Consider the following 21,728-nt stretch of genomic DNA (forward strand, 5'->3'; position numbering starts at 1 on the left):
TCCGGTCCTCCGGTCACACGGTGCGACCGAGGAAGGCGGCCAGCCGGTCGGCCGGGCACGCGTCGGCGGGTGCCTCAACGATGTGCCCGAAGATGGCCGCTCCTTCAGGTCCACGGTAGGCGTCGAGGATCTCGACCCGGGCCTGGACGAGGAGTTCCTCTGCGAGTTCGGGATCCAGGTCGGTGTCGTACCCGATGGCGCGGGCGAGATCCCAGCCGTGGGTGAACTGGTCCCTGGCAACCATGCCCATCAGGTCGGCGCCGGAGAACTCACCGAACGCCAGCACGATGTGCTTCTCCAGGACGCCGGCTGACCCGAAAGCTGCCAGCGCACGCTCCACTGTCTCGTCGTAGCCGGCGAGGAAGTCGCCGGCCGCCAGGTCCTCGTCGTTGATCTCATGACCCGCACCCATGGCGACGGAGGTCCCCCACCGAGCCGAGCCGACGAAATGGTTGACCAGAGCGCGCACGTCCCACGACGCGCAGGGCGTCGCGGCATCCAACTGGTCGGGGCCGACCCTGGCCAGCACCGCCCGGGTGCTGGCGAAGGCCCGGCTCAACTGCCGGACGGGCGCGAAAGCCTGCTTGCTGTCCACCGGTTGCGGCCTCTCTCCCAGTTCTTGGCGAATCAGGCCTCACCCCACCGCAGTCGCGGAAGGGCCCCAGCCCACAACAGGTAGACCTCCTGGCATCGGAAAAGGAATCGCGGCGGTGACATCCACCCGCACGGTGCGGCCCATGGAACCAGCGGCCCCGGCATACCCGGTCGAGGTCGGCCAATCCGGCGACCTCGGGGGCGAAGGGCGGCGGAGTCTGCGCGCGTGCAGCACGGCTACGGGATGGCCCTGACGGACTTCGAAGTGAACCCCACCCACATCGCGGACGCCATCCGGAGCAATCCCGGATACCACGGTGAACCGGTGCGCCTCATCTCCTGCTACTCCGGTGCCGACGCGAGACCGCCGGAGCTGCCCCTCGCGCAGACCCTCGCCAACGAACTCGGCGTGCCGGTGACCGTGCCCACGAGCAAGGTGGGCACGTCGGCGCAGCTCGGGCTGAACCAGACCCCCACGATCGGCAACAATGGCTACTGGCGCATCTACCTGCCCATGGCCCAGTGACGGCGGGCACACGGGAGTGACGATGATCAAACGAGCGGGGTTCTACCAGGAGACCAGCGGTCCGGATGCCGCAGGTGACGCACCGTCCCTGCGCGACGCCGTACGCGACACCGGCCCCTGGGACGAGGACAGCGTCATCGCCTACCTGGAGTCGGCCCTGGATGTCTACAGCACGATGGGCGCCGAGCGGGACGCACTCACCGGCGACACGTGGATCGCGGGTGCCGGGTCCCTGCTGACCGACGGCACCTGGATCTGGCCCATCGACCTCGCGCACTACGTACGACGCCACCACGCGGCCCTGGCGCCCGAGTTCCTCGAGCACATCCGGGCCCTCAGCTACACGGTCCCCCTGGTGGACGACGAACGCGCCAAGGAGATCTTCCTGGCAGAGTTCCCGAACACCGCGCCCGGCCCGGTCACCACGCCCGACGGCTTCTTCACCTGGTACCTGCCGAAACTGACGGACACCAGGGCTCGTCGGCTCCTCGGTGACCTGGCGAAGGCCGGACTGTCCGCCGTCCACCCTTTGACGCACTCTCTTTTCGGGTTCCGCGAGACGCCGACCGGTGCCCGCAAGCCCCTGCCCCTCATCGCAGGCGACGAAGCCCTGGCCGCCGATCTGGCCGAAGAAGCCTACTCCCGGGTCGAGTTCACCTGCTGGAAGGGATACGACCAGTCCCTGACGGGCATCGTGCGGCGAACAGACGAGTCGACGCAAAGCATCACGCTGACCCTCACCGACCTCCCCGTGCCCGACCGCGAGCCGACGCTGGCAATGCTGGCGAGCCTCCCCGACCGGGACCCGGCCGGTTGCCTCGGGTTCGTGGTCGATCTGGCCGGTGCCACGGCCGCCGAGGACTGGGACAGCGTCCTCACCGGTGCCGGAGGGCCGATCACCGTATGGCCGGACACCGTAGGCATCCTGCGCGAGCGTGTTCCCGAGCACCCCGAACTCTCGGCGGGCCGGCGCACCCCGCACGGCCCGCTCGACGTCTTCCATCGCCCGTGACCGCAGGCGGATCCGCTCAACAGCCCCGTCGTCCGGAGCCGGAGAAAAGGTCGCTCCCGGACCGGGCTGACGGTCACCCGAGGCGCTCCCGAACGGCCGCGGACGTACGTGAATGAGATCAGGTCCGAGAACTCTGGCCGGCCAATGCCTGGAGTGCTCAACTGCAACCCTCAACGTCGTGCCCGGTGAGGCACTGGCAGAGGATACGAGATTCGAACTCGTGAGGGGTTGCCCCCAACACGCTTTCCAACGGGGCATGAGGCCGTACGCGAAGAAGCAGAGGCGTTCTGACCTGCGACCAAGTGAGCGCCCAGGCGGGCGGTGGACGGTCCCGGACGCGGCTGAATGAGACCAGAACTGAGACCGAGGGTGTGGGGGCCGGGCCGGTTTCTGGCCGGGACCACGGGCAGGAGGGAAATTGATGGTCCCCGCCGTCCTCAAGCCCTGGGCAGGACTGCGCGTCGCTGAACACAAGCCAGTGAAAGCAGTGTTCAGGCCATGCTTTTCCTATTTGCCGCGCTTCTTGTCCGGAGTCAGCGCGCGCTGGACCAGAGTGGCAGTAGGAAACAGCTGTTGATCAGCTGATGCTCTGGGGGATTCGTTGATTCATGGGGGTGGATGACGTATGGGCGATGCCGACGACGGCGAGATACTCGACATCAAGCTCGTTGACCTGCAGGCGACGGCACCGCAGTTCCTGACGCACAGCTCGGACCTGGCGACGGCCCTGGCCAAGCTCCAGGGCGGTCTGGCCGCGGCCGGCTCCCCGTGGGGCGGGGACGACCAGGGCAAGCAGTTCGAGGACCAGTACGTACCGAACGTCACCAGCATGACGATGGCGGCCGAGATCCTGGCCCTCGGCCTGGCCAGCATCCACGACGCCATGGCCGACATGGCGGACGGCCACATAGGCAACGAGGCACTCATCCGCACGATGTTCAGCAAGAACGGGCCGAAGCCGGAACCTCCCCCGCACTCCGCCGGGGGAGACCTGCAATGAGCGTCGCCGACGAGGCCAAGAAAATCGTCATGAAACTGACCGGCATGTGGTGGCCGGACGCCGACGAAGGCGGCCTGCGGGACGCGGCCACCGCATGGCGGACCTTCGCCGACGACGTCGAGACACTCACCGCCGCCGCGAACACCACCGCCCGCACACTGATCGAGAACAACACCGGCAAGGCGATATCCGCCTTCGACGACCCCTTCTGGCGCCGCTACTACTACGGCAACCGCGGCTGGCTCCAGGACATGATCGACGGCGCCCGCGACCTGGCCACAGCCCTCGACCAGTACGCCGACAGCGTCCACAGCGCGGTGAAGCAGCTGGAGCACGAGCTGGAGATCGTCGGCGGCACCATCGTCGCCGGCACCGCCCTCGCGTTCTTCACCTTCGGGATCTCCGAGGGCGCCGCGGCCGCTGCCACCGCCGAGGTCCTGGAACTGTCCGCCGCCCTGGGCGTGACCGTCTCCGCCGAGGTCGCCGCGATCATCGGCACCACGCTGGCCACCGCCGCCATCGCCGGCGTCGAGTCGATCACCGTCGACCTCGCCGTCACGCAACCCATCGCGATGGCCACCGGCGAGAGCAGCGGCCTCCACCTCGACGAGGCGACCGACGCCGCGCTCTACGGGGCCGTCTTCGGCGGCGGTGTCGGCGCGGCCGGCAGCACGATCAAAACCGTCGCCCAGAACGGCGGCCTGCAAGGCCTGCTCGACAGCCTCCACCTCCCGGACTTCCAACCCGGCCTGGCCCTCCCCAGCGGCCCCGCAGCCTCTCTCGACGACCTCGGGATGCTGATGCGAACCGGGGCGGGCGGCGCCGGACCTGGCAAGGGCCCTTTTCCCGTTTCCGAGTCGGTAAAGGGGCCTGCGAAAGGTAAATCACTGCGGCTACCGAACAAACGACACACCATTTCTGGCGCAGCATCCGGCAATGTCGACGAGGAAAACACGGTGATCTTGCGCGGGTACGAGCAGCAAGTCAATCAGGACATCGCCGAGATCGCGGCCGGGCGAGCAAAATTCGACAAGGACACCAACCTCTATGAGATCAACGGACGCACGTACAGGGTGAAAGATACGGGTACAGTATTTCCCTGCAGCGGTACAGGTCTCGTCGAACTCGACCGCAACGAATACGCAGCACTCCAGGAGATTGCCAAGGCCAAGGGGAATGCGGAATCCGTGCAGGCATTTGTGAGAGCTCCGCGCTTCATCAACAACCCGGACGCCATCCTGAAAGCCCAGGCAGTTTACGATGGGACGTACTGATGACTGACTACAACCTGCTCGTCACCGAGCCCCTGAGCAACAGAGTCGTTGCCGAAGCACTTGCCCAGTGCTTCCGGGTCCCCGTGAGCGATGTCGACGTGGCTGACGAGAAAACCGACCAGAACACGCGGCACTGGGACGCGATGGTGCTCTGCGGGACGGAAACCCTCCGGGGCGATGTGCGGACGTCCCTGGACATCTACGTCAGGGACAGTGTTCAGCCGCAGCCGAGTGAGCCGGAACTCGCCGCCGCGCTCGCGCGGGTGCTTGGTCACTCGGTCCTCTACCCGGCGGAGGAGTTTCTGCAGGGCGTCCCCAGTGTCGCCGCGGCTGACGGTACGGTCACCCGTGCCCGACTGCTCGACCCGGGCGAGGACCCGGACGATGAAACGGCCGGCTACAAGGTCGATGCCGTCGAGGCCCCTGTTGCCGACCTACCGAACGCCCAGGTCACCCGACTTCCCGAAATCGTGCGAGAACAGCGGAAGCCGACTCCGGTGAGGGACGGCCTCGTCGCGTCTCTGAACGCTCTGGGGACGGGGCGTACGGACGACATCGGCTCCCCGTACTGGACGGCGGCGACGAACTTGGGGGCATGGGAAAAGCTCGTGCGGACCAAGGCGGACGGTTGGGATCCCGCGGGATGGTACCCAGCAGACCTGTACGTGCAAAGCCTCACGGCACGGGACGACTTGGAGGCCCTGCAGCAGCAGCTCACCGATCAGCCGGCGGAGTTGCTGGAGGCCGCGGTGGACCTGGTGGACCGGGAGTTCATCAAGCTGACCGTCCCCGATCCCGCCTGGTACCTGGACCTCAGGACCCAGGGACTGGACGTCCCCGACCCGCACGACGCGGCCTGGTGGTGGGACCGCCGCCCCGACCCCCTCCCCTGGTAGCCCCACGGCGCCACCCGGCATGGCAGAGGCCCGTAGCCGTCGTGGAGGTGGACGGACAACGGCTTGCGCCCCGGTCAGCGGTGGGCTGCAGATACGCACAGGGCGAGACCACGAACGTTGGCCCCCGCTGCAAGCAGCGGGGGCCAACAACGTCGTGCCCGGTGAGGCACTGGCGGAGGATACGAGATTCGAACTCGTGAGGGGTTGCCCCCAACACGCTTTCCAACTGCTCACGGTGGCGTGCGCCACCAGCCAGAGCCAGTCTGAACTGCGATGAATCAGGTGGTGGTCCGGGTTCCGAACGCCGTCGGACGGAGCTGAATGAGACCAGAACTGAGACCAGTGACCCTCACGCGGCGTGGGGAATGAAGGCGACAGAGGAGGTGTCACCGTCGAGGGCGATGTTGAGCGACGCGTCAAGTGCGCCGGCAAGCCGGGCGAGCAGAGGAAGGGTAGGGACGGTGCCACCGAGTTCGAGCTTGGACACCTGGGGCTGCGTCATGCGGGCTCGTCTGGCAAGTTCGGTCTGGGAGATTCCGAGTTCGGTCCGGCGGTCGTACACCGCTTGCCCAAGGTCGAAGGCCATGCGGATCTCCGTGCGCGTCGCTTCCACTTCGGGAGGTTCGGCGTAGCCTTCTGCTGCCTTCCGCTCGCGGGCGAGCTTCCACTGGGCGTGGTTCACGGGCCTTCTCCTTTCGTGACGTCGCGAGAGAACTCGTCGTGCGCGCTGTGGCGCTCGGCTTCGCACGCCTTCCTGGCCTGCTTGGCCCGATCCACTTCCGCATCCTCCCGCATCCGCGTCTTGCGGAACACCGTCAGCAGCACGATCCGGCGCTCGGGGGCAAGCCAGTAGGTCAAACGGACGGCGTTGCCGTCGTGGCCGAGGCTGAATCGGAGTTCCCGTAACCCGTCGCCCAGGTGGCGGGCGTAGGGCTCGGAGAGGGTGGTCGGTGCGTCGAGCAGACGTTCGGCCGCGTGCTCGGCTACGAGGTAGTCGCGATCGGACAGGGTGTCCAGCCAGCGCCGAACTTCCGGTTCGATCTCGATCTCCCAACCCTCGCTCATATAGCTGACTGTATAGATAGCCAAATGTATGGGCAAGCAGGGATGCGGCCGGCCAGCACATCAGCCGACATCGCCCGGACGCCACCCGGCGACATGCCGCAGGCGACGGACACGAGCGAGCTCAGGCCCATCCGCCTCATCGGCCTGCACATGAAAAGCCCCCGCGGACGACTACTCCGCCCGCAGCCATGCGTCGAGGGCGGCGAAATCCGCGGCGGTGAGGCCGTGGCGGTGGTCGACGCGTTGCAGGAAGGTTCGGGAGGGGTGATGGGCCTCGGCCCAGGTGCGGTCGGCGTCGGTGATCTCGTCGTCGAGCCAGGCGAAGGGACGCCCGGCTGCCCAGTCGAGAAGCGTGCGGGTCTTCCAGTGCAGGCCGGACAGCTCGGACTCCTCGGACGGCTCCGGCCAGGTCACCACGGGGAGCTGCGGCAGACCCAGGAGCGGCGCGAGGCACTCGTTGGCCTCGGACTCCCACGTGGTGGCCCACACCAGATCGCACCGAAGAGCCAGCAACTTGGCCCCGAGCGCGGGATCGACCCTGGCCAGCAGCGGATTCGCGCCGGCTTCCTGCGGCACGTACGTCGGATAACCGTCCGGGTACTGCTCCCGCGTACCGCCGAAGGGGATCAGAGGTCCGTCCACGTCAAGAAAGAGGATGGGACGCGGCAGGGAAACGATCACCTCTGCACCGTAGAGGCAACACGGGTAGACCCGGAAGCAGACCGACGGCCACCTCCCCGGACATGGCCGCGCTGCTGGCGCAACCACACGCGTCGAAGGGCCCCACCGCGAGCGGTGGGGCCCTTCGACGTCGTGCCCGGTGAGGCACTGGCGGAGGATACGAGATTCGAACTCGTGAGGGGTTGCCCCCAACACGCTTTCCAAGCGTGCGCCCTAGGCCACTAGGCGAATCCTCCGCCGCAAACAGTACAAGACGCGGGGGGGTGGTAGCGAACTCGTTCGGGGCAGGGGGGATCGGGTAGGGTGGGCAGCAGCCCCTCACGTGGCGCTATCTCGCTGAACTCCCCCAGGGCCGGAAGGCAGCAAGGGTAGGTGGGCTCTGGCGGGTGCGTGGGGGGTCTTTGCGTGGGTGGAGGCCGGGTGTCGGTGGGCGCGGCTAGGCTCGGTGGCGTGTCCCTCGCTCTGTACCGCCGCTATCGACCCGAGACCTTCGCCGAGGTCATCGGGCAGGAGCACGTCACCGACCCGTTGCAGCAGGCACTGCGGAACAACCGGGTCAATCACGCGTACCTGTTCAGCGGGCCGCGCGGGTGCGGGAAGACGACCAGTGCGCGCATCCTGGCCCGCTGCCTGAACTGCGAGCAGGGGCCGACACCCACGCCGTGCGGGGAGTGCCAGTCGTGCCGGGACCTGGCCAGGAACGGGCCGGGGTCGATCGACGTGATCGAGATCGACGCCGCGTCCCACGGCGGTGTGGACGACGCCCGTGACCTGCGGGAGAAGGCCTTCTTCGGGCCTGCGAGCAGCCGCTACAAGATCTACATCATCGACGAGGCCCACATGGTCACCTCGGCGGGCTTCAACGCCCTGCTGAAGGTGGTCGAGGAGCCGCCGGAGCATCTGAAGTTCATCTTCGCCACGACCGAGCCCGAGAAGGTCATCGGGACCATCCGGTCGCGTACGCACCACTACCCCTTCCGGCTGGTGCCGCCGGGGACGCTGCGCGACCACCTCGCCGAGGTGTGCGAGCGGGAGTCCATCGCGGTCCAGGACGGGGTGTATCCGCTGGTCGTACGGGCCGGGGCCGGGTCGGTGCGGGACTCGATGTCGGTGATGGACCAGCTGCTGGCCGGGGCGGGGGCGGACGGTGTGACGTACGCCATGGCCACCTCGCTGCTCGGCTACACGGACGCGGCGCTGCTCGACGACGTGGTGGACGGCTTCGCCGCCGGGGACGGCGCCGCGGTCTTCGGGATGGTGGACCGGGTCATCGAGGGCGGCCACGACCCGCGCCGTTTCGTGGCCGACCTGCTGGAACGGCTCCGCGACCTGGTCATCCTCGCCGCCGTTCCGGACGCGACGGACAAGGGCCTGATCGACGCGCCGAGCGACGTGGTGGAGCGGATGCGGGCGCAGGCGTCGGTCTTCGGGGCCGCCGAGCTGAGCCGGGCGGCCGACATCGTCAACACAGGGCTGACGGAGATGCGGGGGGCGACCTCGCCGCGGCTGCAGCTGGAGCTGATCTGCGCCCGGGTGCTGCTGCCCGCCGCGTACGACGACGAGCGCTCCCTGCAGGCCCGGCTGGAACGGCTGGAGCGGGGCGGCCTGGGGGCCGCGGCTCCGGTCGGGGGTGCGCCTCCCGTCGGCGGTGTGCCCGGCGGGATTCCCGGTGACGCACCGAGCGGGGCTGCCGCCGCCCGCGCGGCCGCGGCACGTACCCCTGCGCCCGAGCCCGTACGCCCCGCCCCGGTCGCGGCAGCCCCGGCCCCCGCGCCTGCCCCCGTCCCCGCGCCGGAGCCGGCTCCGGAAGCCGTGCGCGGCCCCGACCCCGTACCGCAGGCGCCCGCCAAGCCGGGGGCCTGGCCGACCGCCGCACCGCAGCAGCAGGCACCGCCGCAAGCCCAGGCACCGGCCCAGGCCCAGGCCCAGGTCAGCGCACCGGGCCGGTCCCAGGCGCCGGCCCAGGCCCAGGTCAGCGGCGCCCCCTCCCGGGTACGGCAGATGTGGCCGCAGATCCTCGACGCCGTCAAGAACCGGCGGCGGCTGACCTGGATGCTGCTGTTCAACAACGCCCAGGTCTCCGGCTTCGACGGCGAGACGCTGCAGGTCGGCTTCGACAACCCCGGCGCGCGCAACAGCTTCGCCAACAGCGGCAGCGAGGACGTCCTCAAGCAGGCCATCAACGACGCGCTCGGCGTGCAGTGGCGCATCGAGGCCATCGTCGACCCGTCCGGGGGCGGCGGTGGCGGGGGCGGCGGTGGCGGGTCCCCGCGGCCGCCCGCGCCTCCGCAGTCCCCTGCCGCGCCCCAGGCGTACGGCGGCGGCCAGACGAGCCCGGACGCGTACGGCTCCGCGCAGACCGCACCCCAGGCGATGGCCCAGGCAGGACCCGGCGGTCTGAGCGGCCCCGGCGGCACCGCCACCGCGACCGCCGCGCCACCGGGCCCCCGGCCCGCGCCTGCCGAGGCGCCCCGGCAGGAGGTGCGGCAGGAGCCGGCGCGGCGGTACACCGACGAGACGCCGCCGCCGCTCGAGGACGACATCCCCGAGGACGACGACCCCGACCTCGTCGATTCCGCACTCAGTGGTCACGATCTGTTCATCCGCGAGCTGGGCGCCACCGTGATCGAGGAGATCGCGCACGACTGACCGCGGGGGACTCGGTAGACGGCCCCTGACCTGTGACGATGCCGGCGGACCTGGCCTTGTGATCCCTGCGGCGCAGCCGTCCGCTACTCCGGGTGTACTCCGCGCCGCAGCGATCCTCCGTACGGCGTAGGGCGCACCGCCGTACGAGCACGTAGGCTCGGCGTGTCAGTGGAAAACGCAGCACCGACAGCAGACGCGAGGCAGGAGCGAACCGTGATTCCCGGTGGTCAGCCGAATATGCAGGCACTGCTCCAGCAGGCGCAGAAGATGCAGCAGGACCTGGCCGTGGCACAGCAGGAGCTGGCCGAGACCGAGGTCGAGGGCTCGGCGGGCGGTGGCCTGGTGAAGGCGACGGTGTCCGGCGCGGGCGAGCTGCGGGCGCTGGTGATCGACCCGAAGGCCGTCGACCCGGACGACACCGAGACGCTGGCCGACCTGGTGGTCGCCGCCGTCCACAGTGCGACCGACGCGGCACAGGAACTGCAGCAGGCCAAGCTCGGCCCGCTCGCGCAGGGGCTCGGCGGCGGTCTGCCGGGCCTGTTCTGACCTGATCCGCCACTTACCCCTGGAAGGCGTGCCGGCGTGTACGAAGGCGTGGTGCAGGACCTGATCGACGAACTGGGCAGGCTGCCCGGCGTGGGTCCCAAGAGCGCGCAGCGCATCGCCTTCCACATCCTGCAGGCCGACCCCGCGGACGTACGCCGCCTCGCGCATGTGCTGGGCGAGGTCAAGGCGAAGGTCCGCTTCTGCAAGGTGTGCGGCAACGTCGCGCAGGACGAGCTGTGCCGGGTGTGCCGCGATCCGCGCCGCGACCCGGCGGTGATCTGCGTGGTCGAGGAGCCCAAAGACGTGGTCGCGATCGAGCGGACCCGCGAGTTCCGCGGGAAGTACCACGTGCTGGGCGGGGCGATCAGTCCGATCGACGGGGTCGGCCCCGACGATCTGCGGATCGCGGAGCTGCTGCGCAGGCTGGCCGACGGCACCGTCACCGAGCTGATCCTGGCGACGGACCCCAATCTGGAGGGTGAGGCCACTGCGACGTACCTCGCCCGGACGGTGAAGCCCATGGGACTGCGCGTGACGCGCCTGGCCAGCGGCCTGCCCGTGGGTGGCGACTTGGAATACGCGGACGAGGTCACGCTGGGGCGGGCCTTCGAAGGGAGGCGGTTGCTCGATGTCTGACACCGTGGTGAACAAGAGCGCGGGAGCCGGCGCGGCAGAGCCGCAGGCTGAGCCGTTCGTGCCGCAGGAGCCGGACGAGTTCGCCGTCCAGGTGGCCGACCAGATCGAGAGCTTCATCGTCGCGGTCCGCGAGGTGGCCAAGGGCGACGACCCGGACAGCGCGGTGCCGTACCTGCTGCTGGAGGTCTCGCAGCTGCTGCTGGCCGGCGGGCGGCTGGGCGCGCACGAGGACTTCGTGCCCGACGAGCGCTACGAGCCGGACGCCGGACCCGAGCCCGACGAGGACGACCTGCGGCAGCGGCTGGCGGCGCTGCTGGAGCCGATCGACGTCTACTCGGAGGTCTTCGACCCGTACGTGCCGCGGTCGACGCCGGTGGCGTGCCGGATCTCGGACGACATGGCCGACGTGGTGGCGGATCTCACCCACGGGCTGACGCACTTCTCGGCGGGGCGGGTGTCGGAGGCGCTGTGGTGGTGGCAGTTCTCGTACCTGTCCAACTGGGGCTCGACGGCGAGCGCGAGCCTGCGGGCGCTGCAGTCGCTGGTCGCGCACGTACGCCTGGACAGCCCGCTGGACGAGCTGAACGGCCTGGACACCGGCGGCGACGCGGACGACGACGACGAGCTGGCGGAGGAGGCCGGCCGGGTGATGGAGGCCGAGCTGGGGACGATGGGGCTGCGCCCGGCGCAGTGACCGCCACCCGGTCCGGCCCCCCGGTCCTGCCGGTCCGGTCCGCTCGGTGATCATTCCTTGAACGGCGTGTCTCACCATGCGATACGTTCCGGGCGGATCGGACCTGCTCGTTAAACTGGGGTGACCGATTCACCCCTGAGCGAGGAGCGCACGTGGGCCTTGTCGTGCAGAAGTACGGCGGCTCCTCCGTCGCCGATGCCGAAGGCATCAAGCGCGTCGCCCGAAGGATCGTGGACACCAAGAAGAACGGCCACCAGGTCGTTGTCGTGGTGTCGGCGATGGGCGACACGACGGACGAGTTGATCGATCTCGCGGAGCAGGTCTCGCCGATCCCGGCGGGTCGCGAGTTCGACATGCTGCTGACCGCAGGAGAGCGCATCTCCATGGCGCTGCTGGCGATGGCGATCAAAAACCTCGGCCACGAGGCGCAGTCGTTCACGGGCAGCCAGGCCGGCGTGATCACCGACTCGGTGCACAACAAGGCGCGGATCATCGATGTGACGCCGGGCCGTATCCGTACCGCGCTCGACGAGGGCAACATCGCGATCGTGGCCGGCTTCCAGGGTGTGTCCCAGGACAAGAAGGACATCACCACGCTCGGGCGGGGCGGCTCCGACACCACGGCCGTCGCGCTGGCCGCGGCGCTGGACGCCGAGGTCTGCGAGATCTACACCGACGTGGACGGGGTCTTCACCGCGGACCCGCGGGTGGTGAAGAAGGCCCGCAAGATGGACTGGATCGCCTTCGAGGACATGCTGGAGCTGGCCAGCTCCGGTTCGAAGGTGCTGCTGCACCGCTGCGTGGAGTACGCGCGGCGCTACAACATCCCGATCCACGTGCGCTCGTCGTTCTCCGGACTTCCGGGCACCTGGGTCAGCAACGAACGGCCGCAGGGCCTCGCACCGCAGGTCGCCCTGCGGCTCGCACCGCACATCGCATCGCAAGGAGACAGGCCAGTGGAGCAGGCGATCATCTCCGGCGTCTCGCACGACACGTCCGAGGCGAAGATCACCGTCGTCGGGGTGCCGGACAAGCCGGGCGAGGCGGCGACGATCTTCCGGGCCATCGCGGACGCCGAGATCAACATCGACATGATCGTGCAGAACGTGTCGGCCGCGACCACCGCGCTGACCGACATCTCCTTCACGCTGCCCAAGTCCGAGGGGCACAAGGCGATGGAGGCGCTGACCAGGGCGCAGTCGGTGATCGGCTTCGACTCGCTGCGCTACGACGACCAGATCGCCAAGATCTCGCTGGTCGGTGCGGGGATGAAGACCAACCCCGGGGTCACGGCGACGTTCTTCGAGGCGCTGTCGAACGCCGGGGTCAACATCGAGCTGATCTCGACGTCGGAGATCCGCATCTCGGTGGTCACCCGCGCCGACGACGTGAACCCCGCCGTGCAGGCGGTGCACTCGGCGTTCGGCCTGGACAGCGACAGCGACGAGGCGGTCGTCTACGGCGGCACCGGGCGCTGATCCGGGCACGGACCCGGGCGTGAATCCGGGCACTGACCCGGGCACGGATTCCAGGCGAATCCCGCTGAATTCGGCGGAAACTGGCCGCAATTTGGTCTGGACCACTTGAATCCACCCGCCCCACCGTTGGAGAATTTGCTCCCCCGTGGCTGCAACCGCCGGCCACGGGGGAGCGTCTTTGTGTCAGCGCACTGCCTGGGTGCTGTCCTGGGGTGCTGCACACCGAATGTGAACGGGGGCCGTCGGTGCAAATGGGGCGCTGAGGAAGAGCTGGTGCGCATGGGGATATTTGACGCTCCGTCGGGCGGTGTGCCTTGCGCGTACAACCCTGACGGGGGGATGCGTGTCCAACACACGTGGCGGAGGCACTGGGCATCGAGACGGTATTCGGGCAACGGGGGACGATCGCACCCGTACGCCCGGCACTCAAGCCGCGCCCAGCGCGGACCGGCCAACCCTACGGGGGGCTGCCGGTGATCGCGCCCTGGCCGGTGACGCGGGTGGACCCGGCAGAGAGCGCCACCGGCGATGGCGAGGGCACTGACCCCGCGATGGCTGTCGGCACCACGGTCGACCACCTCACCGAGACCTACCGCGCCCACTACCGCGCCCTGCTGGGCCTGGCCGCCCTGCTGCTCGACGACACCGCGTCCTGCGAGGACGTCGTCCAGGAGGCCTTCATACGGGTGCACTCCGCACGCAGCCGGGTCCGCGACCCGGAGAAGACCCTCGCCTACCTCCGCCAGACGGTCGTCAACCTCTCCCGCTCCGCACTGCGCCGGCGCATCATCGGCCTGAAGCTGCTCTCCAAGCCGATGCCCGACATGGCCAGCGCGGAGGAGGGCGCGTACGAGCTGCTGGAACGCGACCAGCTCAAGGCCGCGATGCGCAGGCTGCAGCGCAGGCAGCGCGAGGTGCTCGTCCTGCGCTACTTCGCCGACATGACCGAGGCGCAGGTCGCCGAGACGCTGGGCATCTCGCTCGGCTCGGTGAAGGCGTACGGTTCGCGGGGCATCGCCGCCCTGCGGGTCGCGATGGAGGCCACGGCATGACCACCCCCGACGCCCCGGACAACGCACACGGCATGGACCCGAACCACTCCCCCGGGCACGGCCCGGCGCCCGAGCCCGCCGCCGGCCCGACCGGTGCGGCGGCCGCCGCGCACGACCCGACCGACCTGAGCGGTGACCTGGTGGACGACAGTCCCGAGGAAGCGGCGCTGCGCGACCTCCTGCACGGTGCCGTCCGCGACCTCAGGCCGGCCCCCGACGCGCTCGCACACCTGCGGCGCGCGGTGCCGGCCCGCCGCCAGCACCGGCGGCAGGCGCTGGCCGGCAGCGCCGCCGCGGTGCTGCTCGTCGGCACGGCGGTGCCCGCGCTGATCCACGCCGCCGACACCGGCGGCAGCGTCGGCGCCGCACCGGTCACCGTGGCCAGCACGCACGCCGCCCAGCCGGACGAGGACGGCCACGTCAACACCTGGGGCACCGCCGGCGGCTCCGGGCAGTCCGGCCGCCCGCAGGACAGCGCGGGACCGGACCGCCATCCCCCCGTCGCCGGCAGCACCGACGGCCCGTCGAGCCAGGTCACCAGCCCGGACGGGCCGCCGCCGGCCGACGTGCCGCAGTGCTCGGGCGACCAGCTCGGCCAGGGCACCAGCAACGCCGGCTCCCTGGACGCCGACGGCCGCGCCTACGGCTGGTTCCGGGTCGCCAACGTCTCCAGCGCCCCCTGCACCGTGCCGCCAGGACCCCCCACCGTGCAGATCTACGCCACCGGCCACGCCGACCTGACGCAGATCACCGTGGTCAACCACACCGCGGACGACCCCGCGACCGAACTGCCCGACACGTCGGCCATCGCCCCGCTCGTGCTCGCCCCCGGCGAGGACTACGAGGTCGCCTTCGCCTGGGTGCCCGCCGACACCGGACCCGGCGGCTGTCCGCAGCCCACAACGCCGCCGACCACGCCGACCCCGACCGACACCCCGACGGACACCGCGCCGCCCGACCCCGGCGGTGCGGGCTCCGCCGAGAACCCGATGGCGCAGGACGTGCCGGCCGACAGCCCCACCACGCAGCCCGCCGACGTCTCTCTCCGCCACACCCCGGCCGACGGCGCCCCGGTCGTCTTCGGCCCGACGCTGCAGGGCGCCTGCGCCGGCACCATCTACACGACGGCACCCATGCCCGCGGCCTCGGACACCCCGCCGTCCTAGGGCCGGTGCGGGTCCCGGTGGCGGGCGGCCGGGGGCGCCCCCGTACCGTGGAGGGGTGTACCGGTTCCTGCTCACCCCGCGCTGGCTGGTGGTCGGCGTGCTCGTCCTGCTGGCCGTGCCCTTCTGCGTCTTCATGGGCAGTTGGCAGCTGAGCCGCTTCCAGAGCCGGGTGGACGCGCACAAGGACGCCAAGCACACCGAGGTGCAGACCGCAGGCCGGGCGCCCGTGCCGCTGGCCTCGCTGCTGCCCGACACCAGGACCCAGGTGCCCTCGGACGCCTCCGGCCGCCCGGTCACCGCGACCGGCCGCTTCGACACCGCCCACCAGCTCCTCGTGCCCGACCGCCTGCTCGACGGCCGCAACGGCTACTACGTGCTCACCCCTCTCCGGGTCGACGGCGGTGCCGCCCTGCCCGTGGTGCGCGGCTGGCTGCCCGGCGACGTCCCGCCCGCCGCCGGGCGGGACGCGGTGCCGCCCGCCCCGGCCGGCGAGGTCTCCGTGACCGGTGCGCTGCAGTACGCCGAGGCCGCGGGCAGCAACGGGGTGCCCGCCGCTCCCGGTGCACTGCCGACCGGTCAGCTCGGCATCATCAGTGCCGCCTCCCTCGTCAACCTCCTGCCGTATCCCGTCTACAGCGGCTGGATCACCGCCACCCACTCCGCCTCGCCCCTGAAGCCGGTGCCCCCGGTGGCGCCCCCGGGCAGCGGCCTCGACCTCAAGGCCTTCCAGAACCTCGGCTACACCGGTGAGTGGTTCGTCTTCGCCGGCTTCGTCGTCTTCATGTACTTCCGGCTGGCTCGCCGCGAGGCCGAGGCCCGGGACGACGCGGCCCTGGGCCTGCTGTCCCCGCCGCACCCCGACCCGGACCCGGACACCGCCTCCGGCCCCGGCCCGGACGCGGCGGGTGCCGCCGGCGAGCCGGTCGGATCAGCCGCCGACGTGGCGTAGGGCGAAGGCCAGCTCCAGGCGGACCTGCTTGATGCGCTCCTCCACCACGAGGGAGCCGTGGCCCGCGTCGTAGCGGTACACCTCGTGCGGCTTGTCGAGCGCCCGCAGCCGCTCCACGTAGTTGTCGATCTGGCGTATCGGGCAGCGCGGGTCGTTCGTGCCGGCGCTGATGTAGACCGGGGCGACGACGCTGTCCACATACGTCAGCGGGGACGAGGCGGCATAGCGCTCGGGCACCTCGGCGGGTGAGCCGCCGAAGAGCGTCCGGTCGAGCGACTTGAGCGCCTCCATCTCGTCGGCGTACGCGGTCGGGTAGTCGGCGACCGGGACCGCCGCGACGCCCACCGCCCACGCACCCGGCTGGGTGCCCAGGCCCAGCAGCGTCAGATAGCCGCCCCACGAGCCGCCGGTGAGCACCAGCCGTGCCGGGTCCGCCAGCCCCGACGACACCGCCCACTCGCGGACCGCCGCGATGTCCTCCAGCTCGATCAGGCCCACCCGGTGCTTGAGCGCGTCCGTCCACTCCCGGCCGTACCCGGTCGAACCGCGGTAGTTGACCCGCACCACCGCGAAGCCGTGGTCCAGCCAGGCCGCGGGGCCGGCCGCGAAGGAGTCCGACTCGTGCCAGGTCGGGCCGCCGTGTATCTCGAAGACCGTCGGCAGCGGACCCCTGGCCCGGGCCGCACCGGTCGTGGGCCGCTGCACCAGGGCGTGGATGCGGCCGCCTGGGCCGTCCACCCACACGTCCTCCACCGGGACCGACTCGGGCGCCCGCAGCCCCGGGGCCTCCAGTACGACCGCGCCGGTCGTCGAGCGCACCGCCGGCGGACGGGCCGCCGACGACCACAGATACTCCACCGTGCCGTCCGGCCTGGCGGTGGCGCCGCCCACCGAACCCCGCGGGGTGTCGAGCGCGGTCAGCGTGCCGTCCGCCAGGTCGTAGCGGAACATCTCGCTGCGCGCGCGGAAGTCGTGCACCACCAGCAGTGCGCTGCCGTCCGGGTACCACTCGGCCTGCACGTCGCCCGGCAGGTCTATCGCGGGCGTGGTCTGCTCGCCGCTCGCGACGTCCCAGATCATCGGCAGCCAGCGGTCCGCCCGCTGATGGCCGACCAGCAGCCGGGTGTCGCCGGGCACGGGCGCGAAGCCGAGGCTGTCCAGGCCCAGCTCCCGGGTGCCGCCCTCGGTGTCGTCCAGCTCCGCCACCACGGAGCCGTCCGCGACCCGCAGCACCCGCAGCGCGCTGTGCATCGCGTCGCCGTGCTCGGTGTGCTCGATCACCACCAGGGTGCCGTCCTCCGACAGGTCGCCGACGCCCGCGGACTCCTCGTGCCGGTAGATCTCGTACGCCTCCGCGCCCTGCGGCGGCACGACATGCACGGTCGTGCCCTCGTCGTCCGTGGAGCGCCCGATGACCGCGAGACCGCCGACGCCGAGTGCCACGCCCGCCGGGTAGGAGGGGGCGAGCCCGGGAGCGGCCGGTATGTCCTCGCCCCCGCCGAACGGCTGGCGCATCCACACACCGAACTCGTCGCCGTCGGTGTCCGAGAACCACCACACCCACTCGCCGTCGCGGCTGAGCGTGCCGTCCGTCGTGCCGTTCGGCCGGTCGGTGACCTGGCGGCGCTCGCCCGTCGTCCGGTTCCACGCGTACAGCTCGTACGTACCGGTGACGTCGGAGACGTACAGGCTGCGGTCGGGGGCGTCCTCCGCCCACTCCGGCAGTCCCACCCGGGGTGCGCGATACCTCTTCTCCCAGTCGGGGAGCGAGCCCGGGATGCCGCCGGGCAGGGCGCCGCCCAGGGAGCCCGAGGGGGCGGGGGAGGGTGCGGGCACGGCAGGCACGGCGTCGGATGCGGGCGTGGACCCGCTGGCGGATCCGGTCGTTTCGTTCATGCCCCCATGATGCTCCGCCGAGCACACCTCAGGAGCGGCTGTCGTCACAGCCTGTGGATAACTCTGGCAAAGGCGCAGTGAGCTGCGGCTATCCCGTCACATCGGTAGTCCCACGCACCACCACCACCGGGCAGGACGCATGAAGTGTGACGGTATGACTTACCGAGCCGAGGAGGGTCGCGCGGAAGGTGCCGTGGCCGCGGACACCGACCACGACCAGCTCGGCGCCCTCGGCCCGGTCGAGGATGGCCTGGGCCGGGTTGCCCGGCACGACCACCTGCTCGACGGCTTGCGCCTGCTCCGGCGGGAGCGCGTCCCTGACCGCCTCCGCCAGCGCCTGGGCGGCGGGTTGCTCCAGGTCCAGGTCGTCCGGGAGCCCGGGCACGCCCGCCCAGCCGAAGGCTCCCGGCAGCTCCCAGGCCATCACCGCCACGAGCGCGTAGCCGGTCATCTCCGCCTGGCGGCCGGCCCAGCGCAGCGCCTGCCGGGCGGGGGTCGAACCGTCGACGCCGACGACGATCGTGCCGTTTGTCATCGCGCTGCGCTCCTCACGTGCCGCTGGACGCGGGGCCGGCGGGGCGGGTGCCCGCCTTTTTTCGCACCCTAAAGCACAAGGGGAGGTCTTCGCTCGGCCTGGCCGCGGGCGGCGGTCTGTCACACCGGCGGGCGGAATGGCCGCGGAGGCCTGTCACACCGGCCTGCGCAATGGCCCGCGGTAGGTGGAACGCCTGCCGCGAGCTGCCACACCGGCGGGTGGGAAGTCGGCAGCCCGTCACCCTCCTCAGCCCCCGGGCCTGCCGCCCGGAGCTGAGGCGTGCCGGCGTCACAACTGAAGCGCCTGATCGTGATGTGACGGCTGCTTACATGAATTGACTGCCATTCTTGCGAATTTTCTCAAAGTCTTGCGACGCCGGGAGGGCCGGCCCGAAGATGACCCGGCTGGAATCGGGGAGCGGCAGACGAGGTGAGGGGACGGCGGCCGATGGCTGAACCGGTACCGGGGACGATTCTGGGCGGGGCGCGGATGACGGACCGGGTCGTCGTGCCCTTCGAGGGGGCCGGCGCCGGCGCCGGCGGGCTGACCTGGGGGCAGCGCAAGGTCTGGACGCTGATGCAGCAGGCCGGCACGTCGATGAGCATGGGCGGCGCGGTGCCCGTCACGGACGGCCGCACCGTCCAGGACCTCGCCGCGGAACTGCGGTTCTTCATGTGCCGCTACGCCTCGATGCGGGCGCGCATCCGGACCGGGGCGGACGGCGGCCCGGTCCAGGAGGTGGCGGGCTCGGGGCAGGCCGTGCTGGGCATCGTCGACTCCGCGGACGGCGCCGACCCGGACCTGGCCGCCCGGGAGCTGGCCGAGCGGTGGGAGGCGACGCCCTTCGACCACGCCGAGGAGTGGCCGATCCGAATGGCCGCGGTGCGCAGCCGGGGCAGGGTCACCCACGTCGTGGTGACGATCTCGCACGTCGCCACCGACGGCGGCGGGATCGCCGTCATGCTGCGCGAGCTGGGCGAGCGCGACCCGGCCACCGGGCAACCGGCCGGCCCGGCGCCCGCGACGGGGCCGCTGGAACTGGCGGCGTTACAGGGCGCGCCGTCCGCCCGGCGGCAGAACGACGTCTCGCTGCGCCACTGGGAGCGCCTGCTGCGCGCGGCCGGGCCCCGGCGGTTCGGCCCCCGCGTGGACCGCGGCGAGCCGCGCTACCGGCTCGGCGTCTTCACCTCCCGCGCCCTGCACCTGGCGTCGAGGGCCGTGGCCGCCCGCACCGGCGACTCGACGTCCTCGGTGCTCCTCGCCGGGTACGCGCTGGCGGTGGCCCGGCTGACCGGCATCAGCCCCATGCTGATCCAGGTGGTGGTCAGCAACCGCTTCCGGCCGGGCCTGGCCGGGGTGTCCCATCCGCTGTCCGTGAACGGCCTGTTCATGGTCGACACCGCCGACGCCACCTTCGACGAGGTCGTGGACCGTACCCGGCGTGCCTCGGCGCTCTGCTCGAAGCACGCCTACTACGACCCGGCGGCGCTGGACGAGCTACGCGCCCGGATCGACCGGGAGCGCGGCGAAGTCGTCGAGACATCCTGCCTGTTCAACGACCGCCGGCTCGACCTCGGCGTCGAACCGCCCGGCCAGGTGCCGCCGTCCGCGCAGGAACTGGCGGACGCACGGGCCGTCAGCTCCCTGCGCTGGGGCAAGCCCTTCCCGACCTACCTCGACAAGCTGATGGTCCAGGTCGGGGCGGCCGGGGACGCGGTGGAACTGGAGATCCAGGTGGACACCCACCATGTCTCCGCGGACGAGGTGCACGCGCTGATGCTGGACCTGGAGGCGGTCGTCGTCGCGGCGGCCCTCGACCCGGACACCCCGACCGGGCTCAGTGCGGCCCAGGTCGAAGGGATGCTCGCACGGGAGTCGTCCTAGCGGGTGGCGGCGGAGTCGAGGAGCGGGGCCAGTTCCGCCGCCACCGTGACGAGGGGGGCGGTGGACTCCTGGGCGCGGGCCAGGAGGATGGCGCCCTCCAGGGTGGAGATCATCAGGGTGGCCAGCGCGGGGGCGCGGGCGGGGGGCACGTCGAGGGTGGTCAGGGCCTCGGTCAGCGGGGCGGCCCAGGCCGCGAAGGCGGTGGCCGTGGCCTCGCGGGCCGAGGGTGTGGAGGCCGTCGAGTCGACGGTGGCGGCGGCGACCGGGCAGCCGGTGCCGAAGCCGGCGGCCTCGAACTCGTCGATCCACTGGCGGGTCATCGCGGCGAACAGCGCGCCGGGAGTGGGCTCGGGGAGGGCCGCGAGGTAGCGGGCGACGCGCTTGCCTGCATAGTGGCCGGCCCACGTGACGGCCTCGTTGACCAGCTGTTCCTTGCCGCCGGGAAAGTAGTGCTGGAGGGACCCGCGAGGCGCCTCGGCGCGGGCGGCGACGTCGCGCATGCCGGTCGCGCCGACGCCGTCACGGCGGATGAGCTGGGCCGCGGCGAAGACCATACGTTCCCGCGGGCCGCGTGTGCGGGGTGCAGTCATCGCCGGCCTCCTCCTGGTCAGTCCAGCTTATAGACGCCGCTGGGGCCGTCCGCGGAAAGCGCCAGGTGCTCCGCGGGCAGGCGGCGGCCCAGGGCGGCGAGCAGGCCGGAGCGCCCGGGCAGGACGGCGGCGCCGACCCGCGGGACACCGCGGGCGCGGGCACGGGCCAGCAGCAGGTCGACCATGGCGCGGCCCGCGCCCTGCCGCTGCCAGGCATCGGCGACGAGCACGCCCAGTTCCGCGACCTGTGCGCCCGGGGGCAGGGCGAGGCTGGCAAGGCCGGCCGGGTGCGCCCCGCTCGCGCCGTCCTCGTAGGCCACCACCGCGTCGTGGACGTCGGCGCGGCCGGCCAGCACGTCGTCGAGGTACTCCGCGGGCAGGGCGCGGACGCGGCCGAAGAAGCGGAGCCGGACGGTGTCCTGGGAGCAGGCGGCGAAGAGGTCGCGCAGCGCGCCGGCGTCGGCGGGCGTGACGACGGCGGTCCGCCAGCGCGGGGCAGCGGGCCGAGGTGCACTCCCGGCGGCGTGCGGGAGGCGGGAGGCGACCGGGGCTATGACGGTGGTCATAGCACTCAGTATTATGACGGATGTCATAGATCGCAAGCG

The 21,728-nt window shown here is 71.3% G+C and carries 22 protein-coding genes, 1 tRNA gene and 1 other RNA gene; 15 read left to right on the top strand and 9 right to left on the bottom strand.

Annotated elements, in window-relative coordinates; translation table 11 throughout:
- Positions 1–13 precede the first annotated feature (13 nt).
- Complete coding sequence (locus tag NFU81_RS20515; protein ID WP_251491971.1) at positions 14–595, bottom strand: TIGR03086 family metal-binding protein; 582 nt, start codon at positions 593–595, stop codon at positions 14–16.
- 225 nt (positions 596–820) lie between these two features.
- Here NFU81_RS20515 and NFU81_RS20520 point away from each other — a divergent pair, with 225 nt between their 5' ends.
- From NFU81_RS20520 to NFU81_RS20540, 5 genes are all read left to right on the top strand, one after another.
- A complete protein-coding gene (locus NFU81_RS20520) occupies positions 821–1,120 on the top strand; it encodes a hypothetical protein (protein WP_251491972.1) in 300 nt (99 codons plus the stop codon).
- Positions 1,121–1,142: 22 nt separating this feature from the next.
- The gene (locus NFU81_RS20525; RefSeq protein WP_251491974.1) at positions 1,143–2,132 is read left to right on the top strand and encodes a hypothetical protein; all 990 of its coding nucleotides are present in this window, start codon (positions 1,143–1,145) and stop codon (positions 2,130–2,132) included.
- 625 nt (positions 2,133–2,757) lie between these two features.
- Complete coding sequence (locus NFU81_RS20530; protein WP_251491976.1) at positions 2,758–3,132, top strand: WXG100 family type VII secretion target; 375 nt, start codon at positions 2,758–2,760, stop codon at positions 3,130–3,132.
- Entirely contained in the window at positions 3,129–4,406 is a 1,278-nt protein-coding gene (locus NFU81_RS20535) for a WXG100-like domain-containing protein (RefSeq protein WP_251491978.1), read from the top strand. The genes NFU81_RS20530 and NFU81_RS20535 overlap by 4 nt, the downstream gene beginning before the upstream one ends.
- Positions 4,406–5,302, top strand: a complete 897-nt coding sequence (locus tag NFU81_RS20540; protein ID WP_251491980.1) for a hypothetical protein — start codon at positions 4,406–4,408, stop codon at positions 5,300–5,302. The genes NFU81_RS20535 and NFU81_RS20540 overlap by 1 nt, the downstream gene beginning before the upstream one ends.
- Positions 5,303–5,651: 349 nt before the next feature.
- Here the strand turns inward: NFU81_RS20540 and NFU81_RS20545 are convergent, their stop codons facing one another.
- The 4 genes from NFU81_RS20545 to NFU81_RS20560 form a co-directional block, all read right to left on the bottom strand.
- Positions 5,652–5,984: a helix-turn-helix domain-containing protein gene (locus NFU81_RS20545; protein ID WP_251491982.1), complete on the bottom strand. Its 333-nt coding sequence runs from the start codon at positions 5,982–5,984 to the stop codon at positions 5,652–5,654.
- On the bottom strand, positions 5,981–6,367 hold the full coding sequence (locus tag NFU81_RS20550) for a type II toxin-antitoxin system RelE/ParE family toxin (protein ID WP_251491984.1): 387 nt from the start codon (positions 6,365–6,367) through the stop codon (positions 5,981–5,983). Before NFU81_RS20550 ends, NFU81_RS20545 begins: the two co-directional genes overlap by 4 nt.
- Positions 6,368–6,538: 171 nt before the next feature.
- Positions 6,539–7,045: an HAD domain-containing protein gene (locus NFU81_RS20555; RefSeq protein WP_308208309.1), complete on the bottom strand. Its 507-nt coding sequence runs from the start codon at positions 7,043–7,045 to the stop codon at positions 6,539–6,541.
- A 151-nt stretch (positions 7,046–7,196) separates the two neighbouring features.
- Positions 7,197–7,284 (bottom strand) — tRNA-Ser (locus NFU81_RS20560).
- 73 nt (positions 7,285–7,357) lie between these two features.
- Here NFU81_RS20560 and ffs point away from each other — a divergent pair.
- The 9 genes from ffs to NFU81_RS20605 all read left to right on the top strand — a co-directional run bounded on the left by ffs (position 7,358) and on the right by NFU81_RS20605 (position 16,218).
- Positions 7,358–7,454, top strand: an RNA gene (gene ffs, locus NFU81_RS20565) — signal recognition particle sRNA small type.
- A gap of 44 nt (positions 7,455–7,498) precedes the next feature.
- Complete coding sequence (locus NFU81_RS20570) at positions 7,499–9,697, top strand: DNA polymerase III subunit gamma and tau (RefSeq protein ID WP_251491988.1); 2,199 nt, start codon at positions 7,499–7,501, stop codon at positions 9,695–9,697.
- 213 nt (positions 9,698–9,910) lie between these two features.
- Positions 9,911–10,243: a YbaB/EbfC family nucleoid-associated protein gene (locus NFU81_RS20575; RefSeq protein WP_251491990.1), complete on the top strand. Its 333-nt coding sequence runs from the start codon at positions 9,911–9,913 to the stop codon at positions 10,241–10,243.
- 36 nt (positions 10,244–10,279) lie between these two features.
- Positions 10,280–10,879 (top strand): recombination mediator RecR, encoded by a 600-nt coding sequence (gene recR, locus NFU81_RS20580; protein WP_251491992.1) that lies wholly within the window; start codon positions 10,280–10,282, stop codon positions 10,877–10,879.
- The gene (locus NFU81_RS20585) at positions 10,872–11,573 is read left to right on the top strand and encodes a DUF5063 domain-containing protein (protein WP_251491994.1); all 702 of its coding nucleotides are present in this window, start codon (positions 10,872–10,874) and stop codon (positions 11,571–11,573) included. Before recR ends, NFU81_RS20585 begins: the two co-directional genes overlap by 8 nt.
- Before the next feature lie 152 nt (positions 11,574–11,725).
- Positions 11,726–13,051, top strand: a complete 1,326-nt coding sequence (locus tag NFU81_RS20590; RefSeq protein WP_251491996.1) for an aspartate kinase — start codon at positions 11,726–11,728, stop codon at positions 13,049–13,051.
- A 356-nt stretch (positions 13,052–13,407) separates the two neighbouring features.
- On the top strand, positions 13,408–14,103 hold the full coding sequence (locus NFU81_RS20595; protein WP_422665238.1) for a SigE family RNA polymerase sigma factor: 696 nt from the start codon (positions 13,408–13,410) through the stop codon (positions 14,101–14,103).
- Positions 14,100–15,269, top strand: coding sequence for a hypothetical protein (locus NFU81_RS20600; protein WP_251491998.1), 1,170 nt, complete (start codon positions 14,100–14,102; stop codon positions 15,267–15,269). Before NFU81_RS20595 ends, NFU81_RS20600 begins: the two co-directional genes overlap by 4 nt.
- A gap of 55 nt (positions 15,270–15,324) precedes the next feature.
- Complete coding sequence (locus NFU81_RS20605; protein ID WP_251492000.1) at positions 15,325–16,218, top strand: SURF1 family protein; 894 nt, start codon at positions 15,325–15,327, stop codon at positions 16,216–16,218.
- Here NFU81_RS20605 and NFU81_RS20610 read toward each other — a convergent pair.
- A complete protein-coding gene (locus tag NFU81_RS20610) occupies positions 16,198–18,114 on the bottom strand; it encodes a S9 family peptidase (protein ID WP_251492002.1) in 1,917 nt (638 codons plus the stop codon). The genes NFU81_RS20605 and NFU81_RS20610 overlap by 21 nt on opposite strands.
- An 88-nt stretch (positions 18,115–18,202) precedes the next feature.
- Positions 18,203–18,649, bottom strand: coding sequence for a universal stress protein (locus NFU81_RS20615; RefSeq protein ID WP_251492004.1), 447 nt, complete (start codon positions 18,647–18,649; stop codon positions 18,203–18,205).
- A 447-nt stretch (positions 18,650–19,096) separates the two neighbouring features.
- Here NFU81_RS20615 and NFU81_RS20620 point away from each other — a divergent pair, with 447 nt between their 5' ends.
- Positions 19,097–20,533 (top strand): condensation domain-containing protein, encoded by a 1,437-nt coding sequence (locus tag NFU81_RS20620; protein WP_251492006.1) that lies wholly within the window; start codon positions 19,097–19,099, stop codon positions 20,531–20,533.
- On the opposite strand, the gene NFU81_RS20625 is transcribed toward NFU81_RS20620, so the two are convergent.
- Both NFU81_RS20625 and NFU81_RS20630 read right to left on the bottom strand, forming a co-directional pair.
- Complete coding sequence (locus NFU81_RS20625; RefSeq protein WP_251492008.1) at positions 20,530–21,123, bottom strand: TetR/AcrR family transcriptional regulator; 594 nt, start codon at positions 21,121–21,123, stop codon at positions 20,530–20,532. The genes NFU81_RS20620 and NFU81_RS20625 overlap by 4 nt on opposite strands.
- Before the next feature lie 17 nt (positions 21,124–21,140).
- Positions 21,141–21,689 (bottom strand): GNAT family N-acetyltransferase, encoded by a 549-nt coding sequence (locus tag NFU81_RS20630; protein ID WP_251492010.1) that lies wholly within the window; start codon positions 21,687–21,689, stop codon positions 21,141–21,143.
- Between the last annotated feature and the right edge of the window lie 39 nt (positions 21,690–21,728).

Source organism: Actinacidiphila cocklensis (assembly GCF_907177275.1).
GTDB lineage: Bacteria > Actinomycetota > Actinomycetes > Streptomycetales > Streptomycetaceae > Actinacidiphila > Actinacidiphila cocklensis.